The sequence below is a fragment of the Paenibacillus ferrarius genome (genome assembly GCF_002027705.1).
GTDB lineage: Bacteria > Bacillota > Bacilli > Paenibacillales > NBRC-103111 > Paenibacillus_E > Paenibacillus_E ferrarius.
Map to the genome: position 1 here is coordinate 178,627 of NZ_MBTG01000013.1, position 26,434 is coordinate 205,060.

General features: G+C 46.5%; 23 protein-coding genes, 1 pseudogene and 1 riboswitch. Of the genes and pseudogenes, 12 read left to right on the forward strand and 12 right to left on the reverse strand.

All coding sequences use genetic code 11. The features are described 5' to 3' along the window. Window positions 1-271 precede the first annotated feature (271 nt). The 3 genes from BC351_RS16370 to BC351_RS16380 are packed head-to-tail and all read left to right on the forward strand — an operon-like array spanning window position 272 to window position 4,015. Window positions 272-1,912 carry an ABC transporter substrate-binding protein gene (locus BC351_RS16370; protein WP_244209033.1) on the forward strand — a complete coding sequence of 547 codons (1,641 nt, stop codon included), beginning with the start codon at window positions 272-274 and terminating at the stop codon, window positions 1,910-1,912. Between the two features lie 12 nt (window positions 1,913-1,924). Continuing rightward, window positions 1,925-3,034 (forward strand): LLM class flavin-dependent oxidoreductase, encoded by a 1,110-nt coding sequence (locus BC351_RS16375; protein ID WP_079413812.1) that lies wholly within the window; start codon window positions 1,925-1,927, stop codon window positions 3,032-3,034. A 27-nt stretch (window positions 3,035-3,061) separates the two neighbouring features. After that, a complete protein-coding gene (locus BC351_RS16380; protein WP_208629739.1) occupies window positions 3,062-4,015 on the forward strand; it encodes an ABC transporter permease in 954 nt (317 codons plus the stop codon). Between the two features lie 75 nt (window positions 4,016-4,090). On the opposite strand, the gene BC351_RS16385 is transcribed toward BC351_RS16380, so the two are convergent. Next, window positions 4,091-6,313 (reverse strand): MMPL family transporter, encoded by a 2,223-nt coding sequence (locus tag BC351_RS16385; protein ID WP_079413813.1) that lies wholly within the window; start codon window positions 6,311-6,313, stop codon window positions 4,091-4,093. A gap of 126 nt (window positions 6,314-6,439) precedes the next feature. Between BC351_RS16385 and BC351_RS16390 the strand changes: the two genes are divergently transcribed. Then, entirely contained in the window at window positions 6,440-7,060 is a 621-nt protein-coding gene (locus BC351_RS16390) for a TetR/AcrR family transcriptional regulator (RefSeq protein ID WP_079413814.1), read from the forward strand. 657 nt (window positions 7,061-7,717) lie between these two features. Here the strand turns inward: BC351_RS16390 and BC351_RS16395 are convergent. Both BC351_RS16395 and BC351_RS16400 read right to left on the reverse strand, forming a co-directional pair. Continuing rightward, window positions 7,718-7,915: a cold shock domain-containing protein gene (locus BC351_RS16395; protein ID WP_028556542.1), complete on the reverse strand. Its 198-nt coding sequence runs from the start codon at window positions 7,913-7,915 to the stop codon at window positions 7,718-7,720. Between the two features lie 128 nt (window positions 7,916-8,043). Beyond that, window positions 8,044-8,760: a class I SAM-dependent methyltransferase gene (locus BC351_RS16400; protein ID WP_079413815.1), complete on the reverse strand. Its 717-nt coding sequence runs from the start codon at window positions 8,758-8,760 to the stop codon at window positions 8,044-8,046. 254 nt (window positions 8,761-9,014) lie between these two features. On the opposite strand from BC351_RS16400, the gene BC351_RS16405 reads away from it, so the two are divergent. From BC351_RS16405 to BC351_RS16425, 4 genes are all read left to right on the forward strand, one after another. Beyond that, entirely contained in the window at window positions 9,015-9,206 is a 192-nt protein-coding gene (locus BC351_RS16405) for a hypothetical protein (RefSeq protein ID WP_079413842.1), read from the forward strand. A gap of 285 nt (window positions 9,207-9,491) precedes the next feature. After that, on the forward strand, window positions 9,492-10,334 hold the full coding sequence (locus BC351_RS16410) for a TerC family protein (protein WP_079413816.1): 843 nt from the start codon (window positions 9,492-9,494) through the stop codon (window positions 10,332-10,334). Between the two features lie 518 nt (window positions 10,335-10,852). Continuing rightward, window positions 10,853-12,643: an oligoendopeptidase F gene (gene pepF / locus BC351_RS16420; protein ID WP_244209034.1), complete on the forward strand. Its 1,791-nt coding sequence runs from the start codon at window positions 10,853-10,855 to the stop codon at window positions 12,641-12,643. A gap of 65 nt (window positions 12,644-12,708) precedes the next feature. Beyond that, window positions 12,709-13,023, forward strand: coding sequence for a LapA family protein (locus tag BC351_RS16425; RefSeq protein WP_079413819.1), 315 nt, complete (start codon window positions 12,709-12,711; stop codon window positions 13,021-13,023). Between the two features lie 49 nt (window positions 13,024-13,072). Here BC351_RS16425 and BC351_RS16430 read toward each other — a convergent pair whose 3' ends face one another. Continuing rightward, window positions 13,073-13,888, reverse strand: a complete 816-nt coding sequence (locus BC351_RS16430) for a DUF92 domain-containing protein (RefSeq protein ID WP_144028423.1) — start codon at window positions 13,886-13,888, stop codon at window positions 13,073-13,075. Window positions 13,889-14,072: 184 nt separating this feature from the next. Here BC351_RS16430 and BC351_RS16435 point away from each other — a divergent pair, with 184 nt between their 5' ends. Next, window positions 14,073-15,257, forward strand: a complete 1,185-nt coding sequence (locus tag BC351_RS16435) for an HD domain-containing phosphohydrolase (RefSeq protein ID WP_079413821.1) — start codon at window positions 14,073-14,075, stop codon at window positions 15,255-15,257. A 58-nt stretch (window positions 15,258-15,315) separates the two neighbouring features. On the opposite strand, the gene BC351_RS16440 is transcribed toward BC351_RS16435, so the two are convergent. After that, window positions 15,316-15,942, reverse strand: a complete 627-nt coding sequence (locus BC351_RS16440) for a fumarylacetoacetate hydrolase family protein (protein ID WP_079413822.1) — start codon at window positions 15,940-15,942, stop codon at window positions 15,316-15,318. Between the two features lie 22 nt (window positions 15,943-15,964). Continuing rightward, entirely contained in the window at window positions 15,965-17,233 is a 1,269-nt protein-coding gene (locus BC351_RS16445; RefSeq protein WP_244209035.1) for a CapA family protein, read from the reverse strand. Window positions 17,234-17,387: 154 nt separating this feature from the next. Here BC351_RS16445 and BC351_RS16450 point away from each other — a divergent pair, with 154 nt between their 5' ends. Then, on the forward strand, window positions 17,388-18,161 hold the full coding sequence (locus BC351_RS16450) for a metallophosphoesterase family protein (protein WP_079413844.1): 774 nt from the start codon (window positions 17,388-17,390) through the stop codon (window positions 18,159-18,161). Window positions 18,162-18,266: 105 nt separating this feature from the next. Then, window positions 18,267-18,485: a hypothetical protein gene (locus BC351_RS16455; RefSeq protein WP_079413823.1), complete on the forward strand. Its 219-nt coding sequence runs from the start codon at window positions 18,267-18,269 to the stop codon at window positions 18,483-18,485. An 82-nt stretch (window positions 18,486-18,567) separates the two neighbouring features. Here the strand turns inward: BC351_RS16455 and BC351_RS16460 are convergent, their stop codons facing one another. Continuing rightward, complete coding sequence (locus BC351_RS16460) at window positions 18,568-19,203, reverse strand: O-methyltransferase (protein WP_079413824.1); 636 nt, start codon at window positions 19,201-19,203, stop codon at window positions 18,568-18,570. Between the two features lie 134 nt (window positions 19,204-19,337). On the opposite strand from BC351_RS16460, the gene BC351_RS16465 reads away from it, so the two are divergent. Next, complete coding sequence (locus BC351_RS16465; RefSeq protein ID WP_079413825.1) at window positions 19,338-20,489, forward strand: THUMP domain-containing class I SAM-dependent RNA methyltransferase; 1,152 nt, start codon at window positions 19,338-19,340, stop codon at window positions 20,487-20,489. A gap of 591 nt (window positions 20,490-21,080) precedes the next feature. Here BC351_RS16465 and gloA2 read toward each other — a convergent pair. The 5 genes and pseudogenes from gloA2 to BC351_RS16495 form a co-directional block, all read right to left on the reverse strand. Then, on the reverse strand, window positions 21,081-21,473 hold the full coding sequence (gloA2, locus tag BC351_RS16475; protein ID WP_079413827.1) for an SMU1112c/YaeR family gloxylase I-like metalloprotein: 393 nt from the start codon (window positions 21,471-21,473) through the stop codon (window positions 21,081-21,083). 79 nt (window positions 21,474-21,552) lie between these two features. After that, on the reverse strand, window positions 21,553-22,467 hold the full coding sequence (locus tag BC351_RS16480) for a DHH family phosphoesterase (RefSeq protein ID WP_079413828.1): 915 nt from the start codon (window positions 22,465-22,467) through the stop codon (window positions 21,553-21,555). Between the two features lie 139 nt (window positions 22,468-22,606). After that, window positions 22,607-22,906 (reverse strand): hypothetical protein, encoded by a 300-nt coding sequence (locus BC351_RS16485; protein WP_079413829.1) that lies wholly within the window; start codon window positions 22,904-22,906, stop codon window positions 22,607-22,609. A 101-nt stretch (window positions 22,907-23,007) separates the two neighbouring features. Next, window positions 23,008-23,100, reverse strand: a riboswitch (cyclic di-GMP riboswitch). A gap of 110 nt (window positions 23,101-23,210) precedes the next feature. Beyond that, complete coding sequence (locus BC351_RS16490) at window positions 23,211-24,434, reverse strand: MDR family MFS transporter (RefSeq protein WP_079413830.1); 1,224 nt, start codon at window positions 24,432-24,434, stop codon at window positions 23,211-23,213. A 765-nt stretch (window positions 24,435-25,199) separates the two neighbouring features. Next, window positions 25,200-26,356: pseudogene (locus tag BC351_RS16495) on the reverse strand (IS3 family transposase). Window positions 26,357-26,434: the final 78 nt, after the last annotated feature.

The following is a 26,434-nucleotide window of genomic DNA, read 5'->3' on the forward strand; positions in this document are numbered from 1 at the left end:
ACTATGAAATATGTACCTTAATTTACCACTGCTGATTTACAACTGTCTAATAGAAGTTTCCTATCCAGAATTTGGAATCAGCCCAAAAGATTATTAGGTTTGGAACAATATAAATCATTAGAAATTTGATATTGGATATTGAAATTGGAGTTCTCTATACTTTGGGAAATGATTAATATCTACTATTACAGTTGGAATAGTACGAATAATCAAAATAAAGAAAAACGGCTGCAACGAACAGCCGCTGTTCAAACATGTGGAGGGATATATTTTGTCAATTCAACGTACACACCGCAATGCTGTGCTTTTCCTATTCGCAACACTGCTGCTCATTCTTGCAGCCTGCAGCTCGCAGACCACTGGAACGACAACGAGCGAGACCTCTCCGAAGCCTACAGGCACAAGTTCAGCAGGTCAAAAAATCATTTACATTCCAACCTTTAGTCCAACGCTAACGGTAAGCCCCATTAATAATCAGGGCAGTGGAGCATCAACTATTGTCATCAGTCTCTTTAACGACCCTTTGTACGATCTGAATGATAACCTCGAATTTGTACCGAAGCTGGCCAAATCCATTGAAACCAAAGATAATCAAACATTTATTTTCAAGCTAGACCCTGCTGCCAAATGGAACGATGGTCAGCCATTTACGGCGGACGATGTTACGTTCACCTTGCAAACAGCCCTGAATGCAAAGGTAGATACGACCTTTAATTTCAGCTTTATTGAAGGCCTGAATGCGGCTGGCAAGCTGGATTCGGACAAGTCTACGATCAGCGGCATTAAAGTCATTGACAGTACGACCTTCGAACTCAAAACGAAGCAGCCGATCGCTTTGACCGTCCTGCAGGAGCGCTTTGCCAACAAGATCTATTTCATCCCCAAACATATTTTGAATGATGTGCCCGTGGAACAGATCAATGCTCACCCTTACTTTCAAAACCCTGAAGTGACGATTGGTCCGTTCAAATTCATCAAGTTTGTCAAAGGCGCTTACGTTGAGGTAGCGAAGAACCCTTCTTACTATCGTGGCGTACCTAAGCTCGACAAAATATTTTTTAAAGATGTTGCGGCTGAAACGATACTGCCGCAGTTGCAGACGGGCGAGCTGCATATGAATACTTTGCCATTTGGCACGATTCCTATCACGGAGCTGGAGAAAGTGAAAGCTTTGCCTAATTTTGACGTATCCGTGTCCGAATCCGCTGAGCCGCTTGTTGCTTTTTTCAATACCGAAACCGTGCCTCTGAAAGTTAGGCAGGCTATCCCGTACGCGCTCAATCGGGAGCTTCTCGTCAGCCAACTGCTGAAGGGACAAGGCAGTGTTGTCGATGGCCCCATTCCAGGCAATCATCCGAATTACAACAAAAATATACAGCTGTTTACCTATCAACCAGACAAGGCAAAGGCTTTGTTGAAAGAAGCGAATTGGGATGTCAATAAACCACTCCGAGTCTTAATTCCTACAGGCAACGCCATCCGTGAGCACGCTTCCGAGTTAATGGCGGAAAATCTGGAGAAAGCCGGCTTCAAGGTGCAAGCGGAGAAATACGACTATCCTTCCTTGATCGCCAAGGTGCGTAAATTTGACTATGATATCGCGATTTACAATACAAGTTTCTTTATCGACCCAAGCTCTTACTTCTCGAATTTAAAAAGCGACAGCGCCAATAACTATACGCGCTACAAAAATCCGCAAGCAGATGAATTAATCACCCTTGGCGAATCCGAGACAGATCCTGCGAAACGAAAGCTGATCTACGATCAGTTGCAGGAGATCCATCACACCGATCTTCCTCACCTTAGTCTCTATACGGAGAAGAAAATCGCAGCCGTTTCTCGGAAGGTTCTTGTTGGTAAACCTCTGCGATTAGGGATGTTCAACAATGTCAATGAATGGGATTTAAAATAGGAGGAAGCCCTTATGAGCAGCACTGTCGTCCAACCTCTTGCCAAAGAATTTGAATTTGGCGTTTACACCTTTGGGGATCTGCTGGCAGACCCCGTATCCAAACAGAAAAGAAGCCCTGCGAGAAGATTACAGGATATCATAGCGGCAGCCAAGCTTGCCGACGAGGTTGGTCTTGATGTATTCGGCCTAGGCGAGCACCATAAACCTGATTTCGCGATTTCCTCTCCCCCCGTCGTGTTAGCGGCTATCGCGCAAGTGACCCAGCGCATCAAGCTAACGAGCATGACGACCGTACTTAGCATCCTGGATCCTGTACGCGTATTCGAGGATTATGCAACGGTTGACCTGCTGTCAGCCGGCCGTGCCGAAATCGTCGCTGGTCGCGGTGCCAAAAATTCACTCGATGCTTACGACTTATTCGGCTGCGATCTTGCCAGCTATGAAGCTCTTTTCGATGAAAAGATCGATCTGCTGCTGCAATGTGTGGAGAATGAAAATGTAACTTGGGAGGGGCAATTCCGTTCTGGCCTCACGAATGCTGCCATCGTTCCCCGCCCTCTTCAGAAGGAATTGCCTGTCTGGTTGGGGATGGGCGGCACCTTAGAGAGCGCTGTCCGAGCGGGCAAGCTAGGCAGAGGCGCGCTGTTTGCCTTGCTCACAGGCGATCCAGCAAGGCTTCAATCCATGGCAGAGGCATACAGACAAGCCGGACTGCAAGCGGGGCACAATGCTTCCAGATTGCCCATAGCAGTTGCCAGCCATGGCTGCATCGCTTCGGAACCTGGACAGGCATGGCGGGAATTCTCTCGGTATTATGAGAATTATGTGGGGCGCTTTCAGCCCAAAATCAATGAGGGCATTCCTCATATTGCCCCGGCCAAAGTAACAGCTCCACAGGAGGGGCTAGCCGTAGGAACGCCTGAGCAAATTGCGGCGAAAATCTTGTTTCAGCATGAGCTGATCGGACATAACCGTTTTATTCTGCAAGTCGACATCGGCGAACTTCCCTTTGAGAACGTGGCCACAACAATCAAATTGCTCGCTACCGAAGTAGCCCCTATCGTTCGCCGAGAAATTGCCCGCAGAAAAAGCAAAGGAATGGAGGAAGTTTCCACATACTGATCGGCAGTACTTATGGAGGTAAATCCTATGGCACCGTATATTGTTCGTCGTCTCCTCATATCCTTGCTGGTCTTGTTAGGCATAACGATCCTTAATTTTATGATCATTAATTTGGCTCCTGGGAATCCTGTTGAGCTGTTCATCGACCCTGATACCCCCAGGGAGCTCATTCAAGCGCGGAAAGAACTGCTAGGACTGAATGCCCCGCTCTTCACGCAATATATCAAATGGTTAGGCGCCTTGCTGCAGGGGAATCTGGGCTACTCCTTCAGCTCCCATGCGCCTGTCCTCCATATCATCGGAGAACGGTTGGGTCCTACGCTGCTGCTAGCCGCTGCCTCCTTGCTGTTCGGGCTCCTTATTGCCATCCCAATCGGTATTCTAAGCGCCTTGAAGCAAAATACGAAATTTGATTACTTAATGACCGGCTTTTCCTTCATCAGCGTCTCTGTTCCGCAATTTTTCTTAAGCTTAACCCTCATCTATGTCATTGCAGTCAAACTCCATCTTCTGCCAACTGGCGGCATGGTGACTTTGGGTTATGAGGGGGACTTACGGGATCGGCTCATTCATTTGGTGCTTCCCGTACTTGTACTTGGCAGTGTCGTCGCCGGCAAGAAAGTACGCTATATACGCTCCAGCGTGCTCGAGGTCTTGAAGCAAGATTATATGCGCACCGCGCATGCCAAAGGACTGCATCCCTTCGTTGTAATCAACAAACACGCGCTGCGCAACGCCTTGGTTCCGATCATTACCGTCATCGCAGCCGAAATTCCTATTTTGCTCGGTGGAAGCATTGTGATTGAACAAATATTCCAATGGCCAGGCATTGGCAGACTCACGTTTTTATCCATTCTTTCGCGGGATTACCCTATCTTAATGGGACTCAATCTCGTGGCTGCTATCATCGTGCTTCTAACTAATCTCCTCACAGATATTCTGTACTCGCTGGCCGATCCTCGGATTAAATATGATCGTTAGTCAGCTCTTCAAGGCAAGAGGCCTCCAAAACCACTGGACAAGTGGGCTTGGAGGCCTCTTTGGTTAGGTCTTGGCTTACTTCTGCAAACCGCTTTGCGGTTGTTGTTTGATTTTACCAGGCCAGAAAGACAAATCTCCCAGCAGCATGGTGATCGAAGGCACAAGGAATGGCCTTACTATAAAAGTATCCAGAATAACGCCAATGGCGCAAATGACACCAAATTGGACCAGCACTTGAATCGGCAATGAGGCCAATACCGCAAAGGTTCCTGCCAGAATAAGTCCAGCTGATGTAATGACGCTGCTTGTCGTACTGACACCAAGACGGATGGCATCCTTCAGCTTCAATCGATTGCGCTCCTGCCAAATGCTAGATACCATAAATATATTGTAATCCTCCCCCAAAGCCACGAGGAATACGAACGCATAGAGCGGAATTAACCCTTGGATAGCCGAGGTATCCATGAAGTAGTGGAGAATGAGCCACCCTGCTCCCAATGCGGAAAAGTACGAAAGTAGAACCGTAGCAATCAGATAGAGCATCGCCACAAGCGAGCGCAAATAGATTAACAGCAGCAAGGCAATGACGATAATGACAACCGGAATAACCATGTATGTGTCGCGTTCTACAACACTTTTGGTGTCATATTGCGTAGCGGTTTCACCTCCCACCCAGACTTGCGGCGTCGACAATCCCGCTTCTTGCAGCTTCTTCTCCGTTGTTGAACGGATTTCCGGAATACGGTCAATCGATGAGAGCGCATAGGGATCTTCTTTAAAAATCAGTTCATAGGCTTTGTATGCTGCATCCTTTTTACTGTCAACAGGCTTAGAAACAGACGCTGCATAGGGAAGCTTCGATAAGGCTCCCTGCACATCCGCTTCTTTCCCCTCCGTGTTGACAATTATTTTCACCGGAGCAAGCGAACCTGGCGAAACATGCTCGGAGAGCAGCGAAAACCCTTCGCGAGAAGGCATGGTTGATGGGAAAGATTCCAAAATGTTATACGTAAATTTAATTTGCGGTGCAAACGCGGCAAGCGCGATTAAGATAATTAGACTGACGGCAAGAACGCTTTTAGGCTTCTCCGTTACGATGTGTCCTAGTGCAGCACCCATCTTGCCAACTGGCTTCTGCACGCGAATCTTGCTCCCTTTGCGAGCTTCTTTCTCAGCACGCATCTGGGGCGTCAACGGAATAAACGGAAAAAAGGATACACGACCTATTATAGCAAGTAATGCGGGAACGAGAGTTAGACTGGCTATAGCCATAATGAAAATAGCTACGCTGAACGGGATCGCAAAGCAATGATTGGACCCGTAATGGGCAAAAAGCAAAGCGAGCAATGAAACGATAACCGTTAAACCGCTCATCCCTATGGCCCCTGCAGCGCCTCCGAAAGAAGCACGCAGCGCTGCGTATTTGTCTTTCTCTTCCAATAAAGCTTGCCGATATCTGGCTACAAAGAAAAGACAATAGTCTGTTCCAGCACCGAACAATAAAACCGTCATAATCGAAATCGATTGCGCATCTACAGTGATCCAGCCTTGTTTGGCCAGAAAACCAAGAATCGGTGAAATGATGCCATAGGCAAAACCCACCCCAACCAGAGGAATGATAGCGAGAATTGGGGAACGATATAATACGATCAACAGGATCAAAACAAGCAGAACCGTAGCTAGAAGCAGCGCGAAGTCAGCCCCTTTGAACAAGGCGGTAGCATCCGTTTGAATACCGACAGGGCCGGTAATCCGGGCATGCAGTCCTGCATCGCCAACTTGAAGTGCGAACGGGTCGGTGCCTTGCTGATTTGCTGCTATTTCCTGCAGTTTCTTCAAATCCGCTTGCAGCACGTCGGTTTCTGTCCCTTCGTCAAACGAAATCGGCAGAACCAATAAAGTGCCATCTTTCGAAAGCATCGCTTTCACAGCTTGCGCTGGCATTTGGTGCAGCGGAGGCAAGCCTTTTTGTGCCGTAAGTGGCGTATCCGTCAACTGCTTCGCAATCTTCTGGATGGCGGTGATGTCCGGATCTGTTAATCCTGCCGCCCGGTACCAGACGACCAAAGCAGGTACGCCTTCATCGCTTGGGAATTGCGCCCGCATCGTATCGCTTGCTTGAAGCGACTCAGAGTCGATAGGCAGCTTACTGGCACCATTATTTTCTTGTGAATTGACGTTAGGCAAAAAGATGGATAAAATTCCAGTTAGTAAAACCCAAACGAGCAAAGTGATCCATTTGCTGCGACGACCGGCCACGATCGCTCCCAGCTTGCTGAATAGAGGATTTTCATGCATATTGAAACATCTCTCCTATAGCTTATTTGTAGTTACGTAAGTATTTAAGTCACACAATTAATTATATATACTATATAGTTAATTAATCAACTGGTTTTATTTTTATTTTTTTCAGGAGTGATTACTATGGATAAAAAAACGAAACCACTCGGTAGACCCCGTGCTGCACAAGGGGAAATGCCTCTCACTCAAAAAATATTAATGACGTCCATCCCGCTTTTTCTGTCCAGGGGCTATGAGTCTGTTTCCATGGATGATATCGCTAAAGAATGTCAGGTAACGAAAGCTTCCGTCTATTATTATTATCCCTCCAAATCAGACTTGCTGACAGCCTCCATGGTCCAGCTGATGGATAATGTCAGGCAGGTTACTTTGAAACGCTTGAGCCAACCTGCCTCACTTCGTGAAAGGCTTCTGGACATCACCGAAGCTCACTTGAAAGCCATTGATTTCGATCTGCACTCCTTCATGCGTAAAATGGAGGCGACGCTCTCCGAGGAGCAAATGATCACCATGCGCAAATCCGAGCAAGGAATTCTAGACGCGCTCGAGGAGGAATTCAGCAAATCTGTCTCGTCAGGCGAGATTGGACCTGTTGATGCCCGTGTCATCGCTCGTGCTTACACTTCTCTCTTGATGATGGGGCATGCACGGGATGGAAACGGCCATAAAATGTTTCCGCACGAAAACGAAGCCGCTAAACAAATTATTAACATTTTATGGAATGGTTTATTCCCGCCTCAATAAGTAAAGGCAGCCTCACCAGCTCAACGAGCTGCGGGATGCTTTCTATGGGAGCTTGCGCCAACTCCACACTTAAACAGCATCTGTAATCCAGACAGACAAGTAAATCCGTTGGAAATCTCAAGCTCGGAAAAGGTTCAGAGCCGACCAAAGCCGCATTGAGCCAGCCGAAAACGCCGTCTCGGTGGTAGAAATACTGCTATCCCCCGCTGAGACTACCAAAAAAGCAGGCTTAAGCTCGGAAAAAGCTCAAAACCGCTCAAAGCCGCGCTGAGCCTGCCGAAAACGCCGTCTCGGTGGTGGAAATGCTGCTATCCCCCGCTGAGCCTTCCAAAAAGGCAGGCTCAGGCTCGGAAAAAGCTCAAAACCGCTCAAAGCCGCACTGAGCCTGCCGAAAACGCCGTCTCGGTGGTGGAAATGCCGCTATCCCCCGCTGAGCCTTCTATAAAGGCAGGCTCAAGCTCGGAAAAAGCTAAAAACCTACCAAAGCCGCACTGAGCCTGCCGAAAACGCCGTCTCGGTGGTGGAAATGCCGCTACTTCTCGCTGAGACAGCCCCAGCGTTAAAAAAGACAGCAAAAAAGACAGCTCCGAATAAATCGGAATGCTGTCTTCGTTGTTTGTGCTATGACACTATTTATAAGTGGGAAGTCCCAATTTCTTATAACTTGGTGACGTTAGCTGCTTGAGGACCACGGTTGCCTTGAGTAATATCGAACTCAACGGATTGGCCTTCTTCTAATGTTTTGAATCCTTCGCCCTGAATTGCGGAGAAGTGTACGAATACATCGTCGCCTCCATCAACAGAAATGAAACCGTAGCCTTTTTCTGCGTTAAACCATTTCACTGTACCTTTCAAATGAACGACCTCCTAAAAATATCGCCATCTATGACGAATAAGGAAATTATATCATCCTCAGGAAGAGAAATCAACGCTCAAAACGCTGTGGATAAGCTAAAATTTGTTGATGTACCAACGGTTTCCTCCTATGCAGGCAGCGGTTTGATTATGCATAAATATTGATGAGAATTGGGTAAAAAGGGTAAATTTGCTTCCTTTCTTTCAGCGGAAAAGCCATCCTGATTAAGCCCGCTTATTAACTCAGTCAACCTAAGATATTCGGAAGTTTGAAAACTAAGCAATGGATAAATTCGCACCTCACCACCAGCCTTGCAGACACGGAGCAGTTCTCGAACCGCAGCTTGATGAAATGCAAAATCAAATTGTTCTTCATATAAAAACATAAAATGACTGCATAAGACTAGCTCGAAGGTCTCGTCCTCAAATGGCAAGTTTGGAAGATAGGATACATGGTATCTATTTCCTGCGTCATTCTGGGAGTAATCCTCAGCAAATCGTCGCAGACTCTCGATACGGCCTGCTTTGTGCTGTTCGACGGAGCCGTAATAGCTCCAATCGTAGACATCCCGCAGCTTCTCCATCTTCGTGGCTACGACTTCAATCTCTTGAAATCCATGCTCTGTAATAGCTTCCACAGACTTCTCGTACAGCGGGTCTGCCGCTTCGGCCATAATGCCAAGCTGCCTAGCTTCTGTAGTGAACGAAGACGCACCGCCTGCTACATCTAGAACACGCTTGCCGCTCAAATCTGCTGTCTGCAGCATAAACATTTTCTCATACTCTGCGAATGATCTTGAGGTCATGGCGACCCCTACTTGTTCATAAACACGCTTCTGTTCCATGCTCATCTCTCCTCAGCTCATCTCTGCAATCGCGTGGATTGCCTCATAGCCCTTTCCCTATGGAAAGGATTAGGAGAATTTTAGCATAGGACGAACTTCCTTCGCAATAGCAAATTTAAAGGTCTTCCTGTTTGGAAATCAACTGTATTTATGGTACGATTGCCTATATCTTTGCGTTCAAGCAGAAACGAGGAATCACATTGTCAAATCAACCTTTTAAGAAGCATACGATTTACAAAAAAGACAAATGGAACATGCTCAATGTCGAAGTACAAGGCACCAAAATTGTGCTGACTGAAATAAGCGATCAATGGGGCGAAGAATGCCATACCTTTATCGGCCGTCCCGCGATGCTGCACTGGGCGAATGAGCGCTTTGCGAAGGATAAATTCCAAGGTACCGATGAAGAATGGCAAGCCATTATGGACGCTTTCAAAGCAGTCTAATTCGGTGTTCATTTGCATTTACACACAAGCCTTGACTTTAGGCTCGTCTTATCCTTATAATAAAGTTAACTTCATAGCGTTTACTCCAAAGGGGAGTAGCTGATACAGTAAAGTCGTCAATTCGGATCCTCATCAGATCCCGGCTTTATTGGCAACGACAACGTTGTTAGCAAGACCTTTGCCATGTTTATTGGTGAAGGTCTTTTTTGATGAATTAGAGCCTTCACCTCCATCGGTGTCAGGCTCTATTTTTTATCAAAAAAATGCTAAAGGGAGTGTTTGTTCATGGAATGGTTATCAACTGGTTTTTTCCTCTCGCTGCTCAGTATTATCCTAATTGATTTGGTGCTTGCAGGAGACAATGCCATCGTTATCGGTATGGCTGCCCGCAATTTGAAAAAGGAAACACAAAAGCAAGTTATCCTCTGGGGAACGATTGGTGCGATCGTTATCCGCGCGCTTGCCACATTGGTTGTCGTCACGCTTTTGAAAATACCTGGTCTATTGTTAGCAGGCGGAATATTGCTCCTCTGGATTTCGTATAAGCTCCTTAGCGAGAAGAAAAATCACGATAATGTGCAAGCCAAAGACAGCATGTGGGCAGCCATTCGAACCATTATTATTGCCGACGCAGTCATGGGCCTTGATAATGTCATCGCGGTAGCCGGCGCTGCACACGGTAATTTCTCGCTTGTCATTATTGGCCTTCTCGTAAGTGTGCCTATCGTGGTATGGGGCAGCACCTTGTTCATTAAATGGATCGAAACATATCCTTGGATCATCTACATCGGTTCGGGCGTGCTTGTTCTAACAGCTGGCAAAATGATCACCGGAGAAAGCTTTCTTTCCCCTTATTTTGACTCGAATCCGCTTGGTAAATGGTTGTTCATTGGACTGCTCATCGTCGTTGTGCTGGCCGCAGGCAAATGGTCCAAAATGGTTGGGTATTTGGTGGAAGTCGGGGATCGCGGTCAATTGACCTTGCCGAAAGAATTAAGCGATGAAGCGCAAATTGTTCCGGAAGATCGTTTTACGGTGAAAATGGATGCTCGCGGCAAATTAATACTGGTCAAAGCCGAGAATGACGATAACGAAAATCCAGACGGAACGATGAAGCACGCTGGATGAAAAAGGAGTTTGCGCTTCTTACAGCGAAACTAACTATCATGCGCTTATGAGCAAGCGTCATACTCTATAGGGATAAGGATGATTCATCAATGACCAATTCCGGTTCTATTATCACATTTGTACTTGTATCCTTTTGCCTTGCCATCATTTTAATCATGAAAAAAGACAGCCTCCCAGCACAAATGAAACGGTACCTTGCCTTATTGGCGATCGTAATGGTCTCGTTATCTTTTGTCCTTATCTTAATCAGCTTCTTTGGAGCAGGAATGTAAATTTACTTCCTTCCAGCTTTTTCATATAATCATAAATGAATAGGTTAACGGTCATACTAGGTGAAAACCATGATACGGGATTTCAACTGAATCTCAACGTGGGAATATGCCGGGAGCGTGACCGCAATGCGCTGGATCTATGTGACTGCGGCAATGGGACTTCTTCTCAGCTCAATCCCCACAGCCGATTTGCATGCAAAGGAATACCAACGACCCCAAACTCAGAACAAGGACAGGAGGGCTCCAATGACTCAACTATTGGAACGCAAGCAAGTACCGGCCGAGCACCGCTGGAATCAGGAAGATTTATTCGCCGATCAGAAGGCTTGGGAACAGGAATTTCAAGAAGTGAAAAGCTCGCTTGGCAAAATTAGCGCTTTCCAAGGTAAACTCAGTGAACCCGCTACCGTGAAACAATGTTTCCAATTGGAAGATGAGGTCTCTCTGAAAACAGAAAGACTGTATGTGTATGCCAACATGAAACATCATGAAGATACAGCAGAACCAACTTATCAAGCCTTATCGGAGAAAGCCAAAAAAATCAGCGTCGAAGTCGGAGAAGCACTCTCCTTCATTTCACCTGAAATTCTAAGCCTCTCGGATGACAAGCTGCAGCAGTTGGTGAACGATCCTTCCTTGGCTTTTTATAAAGATACACTTGAAGAAATGATTCGCCAGAAGCCCCATACACTGACGAAAGAGCAAGAAGCTTTGCTTGCCCAAGCGGGCAATATGGCCGGAGCTCCGAGTACGATTTTCAGCATGTTGAACAATGCTGATTTGAAGTTCCCGAATATCAAGAATGAAAAAGGCGAGGAAGTTGAACTCACCCACGGCAGTTACATTCAATTCTTGGAAAGTCGCGATCCCGAAGTGCGGAAAAACGCTTTCCATGCCGTATATGAAACGTACTGCAGCCATAAGAATACGATTGGCGCTACACTCAGTGCCAATATCAACAAAAATATTTTCTATGCCAAAGCTCGCCACTATCCATCCGTTCTGGAATCTACGTTATTCGGGGACAACATTAAGAAAGAAGTCTACACCAACTTAATTTCCACTATTCACGACTCGCTTCCACAGCTGCAGCGTTACTTGAAGCTCCGCAAAAAGCTGCTGAAGGTCGATGAATTACATATGTATGACCTCTTCGCGCCGCTGGTCGAAGAATTCAAAATGGATATTACGTACCAACAAGCCAAAGAAGAAATCAAAAAAAGCTTAGCTCCGTTGGGTGAAAACTACTTAAAAATTCTTCAAGACGGCTTCGACAATCACTGGATTGATGTCTATGAGAACAAAAACAAACGCAATGGTGCCTACAGCTGGGGTGCTTACGGCACACACCCTTACGTTTTGTTGAACCATAAAGACAACTTGAACAGCATGTTCACGCTGACTCATGAAATGGGTCACGCCATCCATTCTTATTTGTCCGACGAAAATCAAGAGTACCGCTATGCGCAGTATACGATTTTCCTGGCGGAAGTTGCCTCCACGCTCAATGAAGCACTCCTCATGGACTATTTGTTGAAACGTGTGACGGATCCGAAAGAAAAGCTCTACCTGCTTACGTACTATGCCGATCAGTTCCGGACAACGGTCTTCCGTCAAACGATGTTCGCAGAGTTCGAAATGATTACTCACGAGAAATCGGAGCAAGGCGAATCGCTGACACCTCAAGAGTTCAGTGAAATTTATTTCGGGCTGAATAAGCTTTACCATGGGAAAGACATGGTCGTTGATCAGGATATTGAGATGGAATGGGCACGTATTCCCCACTTCTATAACAGCTTCTATGTGTACAAATATGCAACAGGCTTCTCTGCTGCAACAAGCTTTGCCAAGCAAATTCTGGATCAGGGCCAACCTGCTGTTGATCGCTACCTGGGCTTCCTGAAAAGCGGCGGCAGCGACTACTCGCTGAATATTTTGAAGAAGGCTGGCGTAGACATGTCCACACCGGAGCCGATCAAACAAGCGATGAGCGTGTTCAGCTCGCTGCTCGATCAAATGGAAGAGCTCACTAAGTAATTGATCAGAGAAAGGTTGTTGGCGAATGCCTGCAACCTTTTCCTCATGAAAGGATGTATGCCTCAATGAAGATGCAATGGTTCCTTATCTCTGCCTTAGTATTTGCTCTCATCACTGCCATATTTGCTGTCATTAATGTGGACCACGTCCAAGTTAATTTCTTGTTCACTCAGACGTCTACCCCATTGATCCTTGTCATTTTGACCTCCACGCTATTAGGCGGTTTGATTGTTGGCCTCTTCGGTATCGTGCGCCAGTACAAGCTTCAGCGTAAAGTCCGGCAGTTGGAGAAACAACTGCAGGAAGCCCTTATGCCAGCCATTGCCGTGCAGCCACTAGACGAAACAGCGGCTGTCGAGCCGAAACCATCGACCTTGTAAGCACCAAAACACCCCTACTGCACATGCGGCAGCAGGGGTGTTTGTTTATTTACAAAGAGATTAATGAACTTATCCCCAAGCACACGGCGCCTCCAACAAAAGAGGAAATAGCGTTCACCGCATCATTGGTCATCCATTTGATACCGCGTATTTGCCTCGTTTCCTGCTCACAATGCACGTGTTTCTCTATCGTTTTCCCGCAAACCTTGCAGTTATACATCACTTGAACAGTAGCGCCAAGCCATGAATCAACAAGAGCCCCGATGAATCCGGAGACAGCTCCAACTGCTGCCAAGGTCAGAAGTGCGCTGATCGTCTGATCCGCATCACCCAGTTGACTGAACCAACCACCGATTAAACCAATGAATGCTCCTCCCAGCAAGGAAGCCAGCAAGCCTAGTCCGGTAATCCCTCCGGATGTGCCCGCCGCAACACGCCGGCCATGAAGAACAGAGCGAGGTACAGCTTTGCTCATCCCGCCTATTTCTGTTGCCCAAGTATCGGCATTGACCGTTGCCATTACACCCACAAACAACACCCACCAAACAGGAGCCGGCCATAGGGCATTCCCCATACAAAGCAATAAGCCAAGCGCGCCATTCGCGGCAACTTGACCGGCATCGCGGCGTCCGCCTTTGGCATATCCGCTTTCTGCTGCGGCCTTGCGCCGATGTTTCCATTTGGATAATAACGTTGATGAGATGAAAAAGGCAATAAGCGTCCCGAACCAAGCTAGACTGCCAAGCGCAAACATCATAGTTCCCAATACAACTGCGGAAATCATACCAGATAAGGAAAGTGACCTTTTCCAGTATGCAGCACCTGAAATCAGCAGACTTCCTGCCAATCCCCAAATCCAAGCCATAAGCTGCACCATCTTCCACTATCCATTTATTATGATAATAGCATAGGTCATTAGGCAACTTCATTTTTCATAAAGAAATATTAATTTTCGACAAAAAATTGCATAAATCGTGGATTCAGGCAGGAAAGCAACCTATCCGAGAGGAATATATGGTAAACTAATTTCGATAAGCAAGGAGGCTGACATGGAGCACGATCAATTCAATCTACCACCCCAAAAGGAAGACCTGGATCCCCAAGAAATGCTGCGTGTCATATTTGATTATGCAGCCAAAATTGCGAATGAACGAACACTTGACAATGTACTTATGTTGATGGCTGATATGGGACGCGAAATGATTGTCTCTGATCGGTGTACCGTCTGGCTGCTGGATACGGCCAAGAATGAGCTATGGTCCAAAGTGGCTCATGGCCTCGATGAAATCCGTATTCCAAGCAATGCCGGCCTTGTTGGGTATGCCGTCACTTATGATAAAGCTGTATTTATTGATGACGCTTATACAAATGAAGAATATAAACCGTATCTCCTGAATGGCGCTTTGCGAACTGACCAACAAACGGGCTACCGCACCAAGGCCCTCATGGTTATTCCGTTCCGCAACAGTCAAGGGGAAATTATGGGCGCGTATCAAGCCATTAATAAGCTGACCGCGTGCGAGCAATTCTCCGATAAAGATATGGAATATTTAACCTTGGCTTCCTCCTATGCAGGCAAATCACTGGAATCCGCCTTGCTGACAAGCGAAATCGAAGAAACGCAAAAGGAAATTATTTTCAGAATGGGGGAAATTGGCGAGAGCAGGTCCCAAGAGACAGGCAACCATGTCAAGCGCGTAGCGGAGTATTCTTATTTGCTGGCGCTCGGTTTAAAGATGAGTCAAGAAGATGCTGAACTTCTCAAAATGGCCTCCCCTATGCACGATATTGGCAAAGTAGCCATCCCCGACAGCGTGCTGAACAAACCTGGAAAACTCACGGAAGATGAATTTAAATTGATGCAGAATCATACGGTGATTGGCTACAATCTACTCAAAAATTCAAAACGCCATATTCTTAAAACAGCTGCTGTTGTCGCTTATGAGCATCATGAGAAATGGAATGGACGTGGCTATCCACGTGGAATCAGCGGGGAGGACATTCATATTTTCGGTCGAATTACTGCACTTGCGGATGTGTTTGACGCCCTCGGCAGTGAACGAGTATACAAGAAAGCTTGGGAGCTCGATCGCATCTTGCACTTGTTCAAAGAAGAGCGCGGTCAACATTTTGACCCGCAAATTGTCGATGTCTTCTTCGAGCAATTACCCGCTATTCTTCGTGTTCGCGAAGAATACTCCGATGCTGCTTTAGTAGATCCAGATGATGTATAGCCCAAATAAAAGGCAGTTTCTCTAGTCCTTATCGACTTTGAGAGACTGCCTTTGCCTTTTAAGCGCGAATCGTCGCCGCAGCGAATACTTCTTCGCCCCAAATCAATTCCAACCGATCCCCATCACGAATAGGACCAACGCCTTCCGGTGTCCCGGTATAAATGATGTCTCCAGCGCCAAGACCATAATGCTTAGCAATGTAATCCACAATGGTTTGCAGATCGAAGATCATATTGCTGATATTGCCGTTCTGAACCGTGCTGCCATTCTGGCGCAGCTGAAAGTTCGTTTCCGTCAGCTTAGCAGCTCCAGGGAATGGACGAAATGCGCTAATCGCCGCTGAGTTGAGGAAACCTTTGGCAGGCAGCCAAGGTTGACCTTTTTTCTTAATGACATTCTGCACATCCCGAAGGGTAAAATCAATACCAAGCGCATATTTATCAACAAGCTCATCTACTTGGATGCCTGCTGTATAAGGCTTTGCGATATGTAGGACTAGCTCTGTTTCATAGTGAATCTCGCCTTGATCGGCAGGAAGCGTCAATTCTCCCCCTTGCATGGGAGCAAGAGCATGCGTTGGTTTCGTGAAAATCATCGGCTGATCCGGAACATCGTTCCCCAGCTCTGCTGCATGTGCGCGGTAATTGCGGCCTACACAGTAAATATTGCGAATAGCTTCTGTCATGTTTGTTCATTGCTCCTCTGTCTTATTTCTTGCTTACTTGGCCATTATCGTCCACACGAGCCCCAATGGAAATCTGGCTTAATCGCTGAAACAGCTTGATGCCATCTTCCTGGTTCATCGGTGTGGGCAGTGCAGATTTGGTTAAAATCGGCACAAGGTGGAGATTGCAGGATTTATCTTTGGTGCATGCGGCTTCCAAAATAACCGTCTCCCACGTTTTGGGATTGTCATTGGTAGTGAAAATGAAATTACCCAAGCTGTAGGCAATCCACTTGCCCTTGTATTGCTCAAAGCCTTGCATTACATGAGGATGGCCGCCAACAATCAAGTCAGCGCCGGCATCGATGTAACGATGAGCCAAATCGGTCTGATTTTTATCGGGATGATCGCTTCTTTCAACGCCCCAATGGGCAACAACAACGACGAGATCAGCACTGGCTTTGGCCTTTTGAATCGCTTCTACCGGCGGTTTGTAATTATAGGTCTCAGCAACCCCCAGGTGATTGGGACCCGCTTTCCAGGAAGCTTCCGGCACAACACGGCTAAAACCGAAGACAGCAATCTTTATGCCGTTTTTTTCTACAATGACCGGCTTATAGGCTTCTTCCGTATTTTTACCAGCACCAACGTGCTCGATCCCTTCTTGATCCAGCGCATTCAGCGTATCTTGCAAGCCCTCGGGACCATAATCCATGACATGGTTATTCGCCAAATTCACGATATCTACGCCTGCGGCTTTCAGGGGCGGTAAAGCCAGCGGTGAGGAACGATAGACGTATTCCTTATTTTGAACTGTGCCTCTAGTCGTTATGGGTGTTTCCAAATTGGCGATAGTGAAATCCGGCTTGCTCAGGTAGTCTTTTACATTCGTATACGGATAATCGTAGCCTTTTTGCGTCAAAATATCTTCCACTTTAGAGGCCATAATGACATCCCCCACAAAGGATAGTCTCACTTGACCACCGCTGCCTGCCGGCTTGTCCGATACATTTGGGGACGGCGACACAGTGACAGCCTTTGGTGTAGATTCTGGACTAGGCTTAGCTGTAGATTTTGCTCCTGATGAACTCGCAGGCTTCACAGGTTGCGTTGTTCCCGTTGGGACCGGCGATGCAGCTGACTCCGCCTCTTCCGTCGTTCGGCTATGGGATGACCAGTACGAAGCGCCAATTCCAATAGCGAAACAAACGGCTGCAGCCAGTGTCAGTCCCCCCATCACTTTGAGCGGCATTTTCTTCAATGCTGCACGCTCTTTTTTCGGTTTACGGTGACGATCTTGTCTGGATTCCATTCAAAACATTCCCCTTTCCCCCTACAAATTATAACAGAAGAAGCTCAGGTTGGGTAATCACAGACTTCTCACATTTTCAGATGGGACGCTATGTGGTATAACAGAAGCAATAAGAATACACCGCACGTTACGCAAAGAAAGGAAGCCTTGTATGTTGGAGAAAATAGCAATTATTTCGGATATTCATGGAAATTTACCTGCGCTGGAAGCTGTCCTTACCGATATCGAACGTCGTGGAATAAAGCGCATTATGTGTCTGGGGGATCTCGTTGGCAAAGGACCTGATTCCGCTGCGGTTGTTGACCGTATCCAAGCCGTATGTGAAGTCGTTGTTCAAGGAAACTGGGATCTTGGGATAACTCTTCCGCAGGATCAACCTTCAGGCTTATGGCATCAAAAACAGCTTGGCGAATTGCGTCTTGCCTATTTGAAGCAGCTCCCCTTTTCTGTGGACTTATCTATCAGCGGCAAAAGTTTCCGTTTATTCCACGCTTCTGCGCAAAGCGTTTATCACCGGGTGAAACGCAAAGCGTCAAAGAAGGAGCGCTTAGCGATGTTTCAGAATACCGAAATGACAGGCGAAGCGCCAGACGGAAAGCAGCCGGAAATCGTCGGTTATGGCGACATTCATATTCCTTATCTGCTTACGCTCAAGAACCCATCGGAAAAGTCATCTCAGAGCCTCGCCAGCAGCGGTCTGATGCTTTTTAATGTAGGAAGCGTGGGAACACCCTATGACGGCATACCGCAGGCTGGCTACTGCATTATCGAAGGTGAGAAGGATCCCACGGAGCAAGCCGGCTTCTCCATACAATTCGTCCGCGTTCCGTACGACATTACTCTCGCTGTTAAATTGGCTTACGAAGCTCAGATGCCGGAAAGTCAGCGATATGAACTTGAAATTACGACAGGCTTCGTGCATAAATAAACGAAGACTCAAATAAAAATCATGTAGGAGGAAATGAAATAATCGTGGGAATTACTTCCACAATATGTTAATATAGGTCTATCATTGAAAGTGAGGATCTCATTCATGAATTTGAACTGGCGCAAAATTGTATTGATCGTCTTATGTGCTGAAGTGCTGTTTATTTATTGGAATGGCCTCAGCGCCGTCCCATTCAAAAAGCATCAAACCACGAACCCAATTTCGACGCCGCAGCCTGCAACCCCAATCACACAGTTAAAGCCCATCACGCCCAACAACATTGACTTAAATGATCTCTATATAATTGACCAAAAAGCTTCTTGATTCTAAGCAGCACAATAACCTTCAAACCCATTTACACTGCGGGCTTGAAGGTTATTGTGCTTGCTAACCGAAATACGTTTGCCTATCTGACTCTGGCAAGCGCCAATCCATCATAAGCCGGAAGGATGGTGCTTTCCAAACGCGGATCGCTAGCGATGGACTGGTTGAACTTCCGCATAGCTTGAACGGATGTTTTGTTCTGGTTAGCATCCACGACTTTGCCTCGCATCAATGTATTATCGCCGGCAATAATGGCACCTGGATTCGCTAGTTGGATGGCAAGCTCCAAGTAATTCGGATAATTGACCTTGTCTGCATCAATGAAGAAGAAGTCAAACCGCTCCCCTTGTGCAAGCAGCTCATTCAGATGAACCAACGCTTCACCGATACGGTAATCGACAAACGCTCCAAGCCCGGCATCCGTCACATTCTGCTTCGCTACCTCGGCAAACTCCTGCTTCAACTCAAGCGATATCAGCTTACCGCCCTCCTTCAAGCCTCGAGCCAAACAAATTCCGCTATAACCGCCAAGCGCCCCGATTTCCAGTACCTTCTTAGCGCCAATCATCGTAACCATCATGGTCAAAAGTCTACCGTAACCGGGAGCAATCGAGATCTCCGGCATATTGTGCGTGCGAATGACTTCTTGTACGCGTGCAAGAACTTCATCCTCTTCATACAAGCCTTCCATATAGCTTTCAGGCGTAATTGTCTCCATGCTGGTATCCTCTCCTTAGACCTCATAACTTGCATTTTGAGGTTTTCGTTTGTAAGTGCAACCTATTTGTCCTATACTTGTTAATTGTATGAGTTTTATGAGCGATGCACAACCCGGATGGAAGGAATTCAAACATGCCACAACAAATTGAACTAATCGCAACTTGCCCAATGGGACTTGAAGCCATCGTTGCCCGCGAGATTCGTGATCTTGGTTATTCCGAGGTCACCGTCGAGAATGGACGCGTGCGCTTTATCGGAGATGAGCTTGCCATCTGCCGCGCCAATCTATGGCTGCGTACGGCTGACCGTATTTTAGTCCTCATGGGCCAATTCAAAGCGTTGACCTTCGATGAGCTCTTCGAAGGTACGAAGGCGCTTGCTTGGCCGGACTGGATTCCGAATGATGCTGAATTCCCTGTTGAAGGGCGTTCCCATAAGTCACAATTATCAAGCGTTCCTGCCTGCCAAGGCATCGTAAAAAAAGCCGTTGTAGAGAAAATGAAGCTCCGCTACGGCACCGAGTGGTTCCCGGAGAATGGGGCACGTTATGTGATTGAAATCGCCCTTCTCGGCGATATCGCAACGCTGACCATCGACACGACAGGCCCCAGCTTGCACAAGCGCGGATACCGCAAGCTTGTAACTGAAGCGCCGCTGAAGGAAACCATGGCAGCGGCTATGATCCTGCTCAGCCGCTGGAAGGTCGACCGGCCGCTCTACGATCCATTCTGCGGCTCGGGCACCATCCCGATCGAGGCTGCCATGATCGGCTGGAATATTGCGCCAGGCCTGCGGCGCAGCTTCCCTAGCGAGGCGTGGGGAAATATCCCGCGCAAGCTATGGGACAAGGCTCGCGACGAAGCCTTCGATGCCGTGAAGGACGATGTTCCGTTGAACATCATCGGCAGTGACATCGATCCCTCTGCCATCGAAGTGGCAGAGGCGGCAGCCAAAGCCGCCGGCTTGACCAAACAGTTCCAGCTTCGCGTGGAACCTGTGGCCAAGGCTCGCCCGCGCGGCGACTATGGCTGCTTGATCACCAACCCCCCTTATGGGGAGCGGCTTGGTGAGGCCCAAGATGTGGAGCTGGCGCTGCGCCAGCTCGGCGCGCTTACTGCTCCGATGCCGTCATGGAGCATGTTCATTTTGAGCCCGAGCACACAGCTCGAGCATTATATGAACCGTCGCGCAGATAAAAAGCGAAAACTGTTTAACGGACGGATTGAATGTAATCTGTTTCAATATCTTGGCCCGCTTCCGCCACGCAAACACACGGATAAGTAGCCGTTGTAATGGAATAAAGTGGGAATATGAAGTAATTAAAAGCCTGCAAGCCCTTCAAGAGGGATTTGCAGGCTTTTAATTTTTACCGAACAAACCTTTATAAGAGATATGCTGAAATAAAGGGATGCGAGGAGCTGTTAGCAATGAAAAAGGCACTTCATTCGATCAATGGGAAGGCTCCCCTGTCCAAAAGCCTGCGAAAATGCAGGTAATTCTGGTGGAATTGGCTGAAATATGCAAAAGCCTGCGATTGTGCAGGCTTTTCACGCATTTCCATCCTCTAATCAAGCAAATGCTTCAAAAGCCTGCATAATCGCAGGAATATATTGATTTGGGTCATTCCACGACCAAAAAGGATGCATAATTGCAGGAATCTAGCTAGGATGGGCAGCTCTATCCGTTCCGACGAATCGGGATGGTTTCGACGCAAAAAAAAGATACCTTCAACGGTATCACACCAGCCCGAAAGATTATCTAATAAAAAAGAACCATATGAATAATGCCCAGATGGGAATCATGACGACGAAGCCCCACAAGCAGCCTTTGGCCAAACTCAGTTTTGGCTCTTGCTCTGTTCTCTCCATACTCTGCTTACTCATGTTCCACCAACTCTAAAGGCAGCCCGTCCGGATCTGCAAAAAATGTATATTTGTTACCCGTAATGGGATCAATACGCACGGGTTCCACCTCAATTCCTTTGCTTTGCAGTTCACTTACGCTTTGTTCCATGTTGCGGACAACAAACGCTAGATGTCGCAGTCCACGTGCTTCTGGCTGATTCACGCGCTGAGGCGGATTGGGAAAAGAAAACAACTCGATTTGCTGCTCCGTCCCGCCAATTTGCAAATCCAATTTATAAGAGTCCCGTTCCGCCCGATAGGTTTCTTGAATAATGGTCAGGCCAAGCAAATCGACATAGAAGTGCTTAGAGCGTCTATAGTCGGAGCTGATAATCGCCACATGGTGAATGCGTTCGAGTTCCACATCGTAACCCCTTTCCGGTGTCGTTGTTGAAAAAGCCGCATTATGGGAACTCCCCCTCCTGCGGCTCGATTCATTTATTTTATCCGTCAGCTCTCATCGTTTCAACTATTTTCTGCAAAACTTCCTCGGCACGATCATACTCAATTTGACACGTACCTGCTGCTTGGTGACCGCCGCCTCCGTTTTGAAGCATCAAATTACCGATATTCGTCTTAGATGAACGGTTCACAATACTATGACCACAAGCAAAAACGCAGTTTTGCTTATTGCGCCCATCCACAATCCAAATTGACACATTTTGCTCAGGGTATAGCGCATATACCATGAAACGGTTGCCCGGATAAATAGTCTCCACATTGCGCAAATCGGTAATAATGACATTACCCTCCGTACGTGTGTAGGTTTGAAGCATTTCACGATACAGAACATCCAATTCCATATAACGGGCCACGCGCTCTTTGACATCCGGCAGCTCCATGATTTCATCAACGGATTTGGATGCACAGTGCTCAACCAGCTGTTCCATCAGTTGATAATTGCTGATCCGATAATCGCGATAACGACCAAGTCCTGTCCGAGCATCCATTATAAAAGAAAGCAGATCCCATCCACTTGGATTCAAAATGTCCTCTTTGCTGAACTGAGCTGAATCGGCTTTATCTACGCCTTGCATAATATTATCGATGTCGCCAAAGGTTTCTTGGCCGCCATAATAATCATATACGACACGAGCCGCGCTTGGGGCAATACGCGTTTCTCCTTTGAATTCAACCTTTTCGCCCATTCTTTCCAGTTCGCTGGAATGATGATCGAACCACAAGCCACAGCCCGGCACATAAGGCACATTAGCCAGAATATCATTCTCGGTTACTTCGATTAAACCGTCCTGCATATCTTTGGGATGAACGAATTTCATCTCATCGATCATGTTCATTTTTTTAAATAGCATAGCACAAACTAAACCATCAAAATCGGAACGCGTTATTAATCTCATGCTCGTAAAGCCCCCTAGCCGTAGTTCTAAAGAACTACTATTCCATATATTCATTATTATATCAGCTTCTGTCGATTCGTGACAATGCTTTTGTCTTTACAAACCCTTGTCACATCTGACAAAAAAAAGAACGGTTCGCCTAAATGGGCTGCACCGTTCTTAATTTGGAAGTCAAGCATTGATATAATCTTGTTAAGAAAGCTTCGATCTGTGAGATCGGCGGTATTTTGACGGAAAGCTTAACTTCGCCTTTCCAATAGAAAATCAAGATGCTGTTGCTTCTCCCTTGAAACATTTCAACATCCCAACAGCTTTCGTTTAAGGCATATTCTTCTCGATTAATCATCAGTTTTGGCCCATCCGTGGATGGAACCAAACGGGCTACATGATTGCCACATAAAGAAGTTATTTTTTGTTCTTCATGGAGTTCAGACTGCATACTGCTTGGTCCTCCTTATTCACACTTAAATTTGGTTATGACAGAGAAAAACCCCACGATGATCATCCGATCGGAGGGGTTCTATGTTGAATACCCAATCGTTCGGCGGCTGGCTGGCAACTTACCCCTTTCAGGACAAGGAAGCCCCTCTAGCTTTGCGTCGCTGGCTTTCGTCAGCTTTGCCTTTGTCGAGATGTGTAACAAGATGTAACATACGTGTTCCTATCTCATATCTACACTCTCAAGAATAAGGGAAGTTGTTTTGAATTCGAATAGTTCTTAAGAACTATTTTTCGAGCTTTCTTCACAAAATCTCCATTTTCGACGCTGTTTTTAGCAACCTTTGACGATGAGTGCCTCTCCAATAGAAAATTGAGCCCGTCATCGTCACCACTGCCATAATGCTGAATAACATACTTCCGCCATACGAGACAAGTAAAAAACCGCCAACCCAAGGCCCCATGAAATGACCGATATTCGTTAATGTCTGAGCGCCAAAATACGTTCCCCGCATATGATCGGGCGCTAATTTATCAATAAGCATATTCGCGGCTGGGTAATTCAAAATTTCTCCCAAGGTAAAAATACTCATGGATAAAATTAACCAAACGAGCGAATGCGAAAAAGCAAATCCAACATCTCCAAAGGCAAACATTAAATTGCCAAATACAATTGCCGCAAGCGGTGTGTATTTTTCAGCCAGCCGAGTCAAAGGGATCTGCATGGCGATAACGACGATTGCATTCACGCTCATAAGAATCGCAAACATTTTCACACCATCGACAAAGCTCTTTTCCAAATACTGTGAAAGTGTCACCATCACCTGCGAGTAACCGATTGCCCCAATAATGCCCCCCAAAATATAATAGCGGAAAGTCAGATCACTACGAATGACGCGCCAAGCAGAGCCAAAGGTAACCGGTGATTTCTTCTCACCTTCAATTTTCTTAATTCCGAATACAATAAGCAGTACATATAGAGTAACCGCATAAATAAAATAAATGATTCCCGTGATTAGAAAGGGCAGTGCACCGCTCCATGTTGCAAAAAACGCCCCCAACAGCGGCCCAACCGCAACACCGACGTTGATTGCCATATAGCGCAGTGAAAATACATTCAATCTTTTCTCCGGTTTCGTCAAATCGGCCATTAACGCCTGCGACACCGGCTCATAGAAGGATCGGCATAACCCATTCAGCATATTAAGCAACATGAAAAGGACAGGCAATTTCACCACACTGAAACCTAGAAATACGAAAGCCCAGCCAAAAAGCGCGGCTAGCATAATGATTCTTCTGCCGAAGCGATCCGATAAGGTACCGCCAATAAAACCGCCAACAGTACCTGCCAAAGCCCCCATCCCAATGACGACACCAATCATCACGGCACTCATCGACGTATGCCTGGCCAAATAAATCGCCAGAAAAGGCAAGCTCATGGAAGACGCCGCCCTTGCCATCACGGTTCCTAGAAGCAGCGTATGTACAATAGGATGATAAGAACCCAGAAAACCACGTAACCGATTCATGTAAAGAGACTCCATTCGCCAATTAATTTACCCACGGTCAATGAAAATGAGCATCGAAAATTCATTATACACGAAATTTGGCGACACGTGTCTTAAATCTGTCACTTTTTGTTTAAGGGCTATAGTTCAGATTGGGGCATGAGCGATGAGCGATGAGAGACGAGCGATGAGGTATGTGGGATGAGAGATGAGCGATGAGAGATGAGAGATGAGAGATGAGAGATGCAGGATGTAGCATGTAGCATGTGGTAGATAGCTGATGAGGGGAGGGGGATTAAACTGATTAGGTTGCTGAGGCTCGTCCGACTGACGGATCGTAGTTCCTTTCCTTTCCTTTCCTTTCCTTTATAAGACCTACTCTCTGCAAACTCACTGCGTCATTTCTTAGTCCAATGGGAACTATGATCCGCTATATGGCTGAAAACCGTCCAATTTCAAGCCAAGGGGAACTACGGTCCGCTATTTCACCATTTCATGCTCGGAATCAGCATTTTCCACTTAAATAGCGTACCTCAGTTCCCTTTCGTGCTGCTTTTCCCCTGATTCATACCAATTAGCGGATCATAGTTCCTTTTCGTCTAGAAGACATACTCGCTGCGTCATTTCTTAGTCCAATGGGAACTATGATCCGCTATATGGCTGAAAACCGCCTAATTTCACGCCAAGGGGAACTACGGTCCGCTATTTCACCATTTCATGCTCGGAATCAGCATTTTTGTACTTCTGTCAATAGCGTAGACACAAAATTAAGGAACAACCACGGCATTAGACAGCCTGATTTCTGTAGTAAATTTGTTCGAAATGATGAGCCGTCTCGTATCCTAGAGTAGAATGTGGTCGTAGTCGATTATAGTCAAACTCAATGTAAGCATAGAGTTCTCTCATGGCTTGTTTACGGGTCTTAAATTTTGTTTGGTACACAAATTCTTTTTTCAACGTGCTATGGAAGGACTCGATACAAGCGTTATCATAGCAATTTCCTTTACGGCTCATGCTGCCAATCATTTTGTACTCTTGTAACTTTGCGCGGTAGTCATGACTAGCGTATTGAGAGCCACGATCAGAGTGATGAATTAATCCTGGCTCAGGCTTGCGACGCTTATATGCCTTCTCTAGCGCGTCTAAAACGAGCTCCCTTGTCATTCGAGCTCCCATTGAAAATCCTACAATTCTGCGAGAGTACAAATCCATTACGCTTGCCAAATACAACCAGCCCTCGCCCGTCTGGATGTAAGTGATATCCGTTACCCAAGCTTTATTCGGCGCTAGCACAGTAAACTGACGATTTAACACATTTTCGAACACAGGCAAGTCATGTTTAGAATTCGTCGTAGCCGTTACTTTCCTTACGGTTATTGACTTCAATCCCATTTCCTTCATACGCCGACTGACCGTTTTGGAAGAAACCGCAGTCCCATTTTTTCTTAATACGGCTGTAATCGTCGGACTTCCTGCGCGTTTTTTAAAGTGATTAAACAGTCTTCTTATCTTCCGATCTAGCGCTTTTAAGCGCTTTTCACGAGCACTAGGTTCCCTCTTAATCCATTTGTAATATCCGCTTCGTGAGACTTCTAAAACGGTGCACATCTTCTCGACCCGGTACTGGAAGCGGTGTTTATAAATAAACGAATAAATCAGCACGGGTCCTTTGTGAAGAAGTGCATCGCCTTTTTTAAAATCTCATTTTCCTCTTTTAATTCGAGGATGCTTTGCTCCAACTTCTTCATTCGTTCATAGTCTACAAACACCTGAGACTGAGATTCTACAGTTCTACTGCCGTACTGTTTAATCCACCGACTTAGGGTACTTTTAGGAATATTTAATTCCTTAGAAATTTCAATTGGTCTCTTATTAGCAGACTCCATGTGTTCAACTGTCTTGCGTTTAAATTCCTCATCATAACTTTCACGTTGTGATCCCATGCCACACCTCGACCTTATTTAATATCTATATTATAAAGGTTGTTCCTTAAGGTGTGTCTACGAAATAGTCTAACTTCA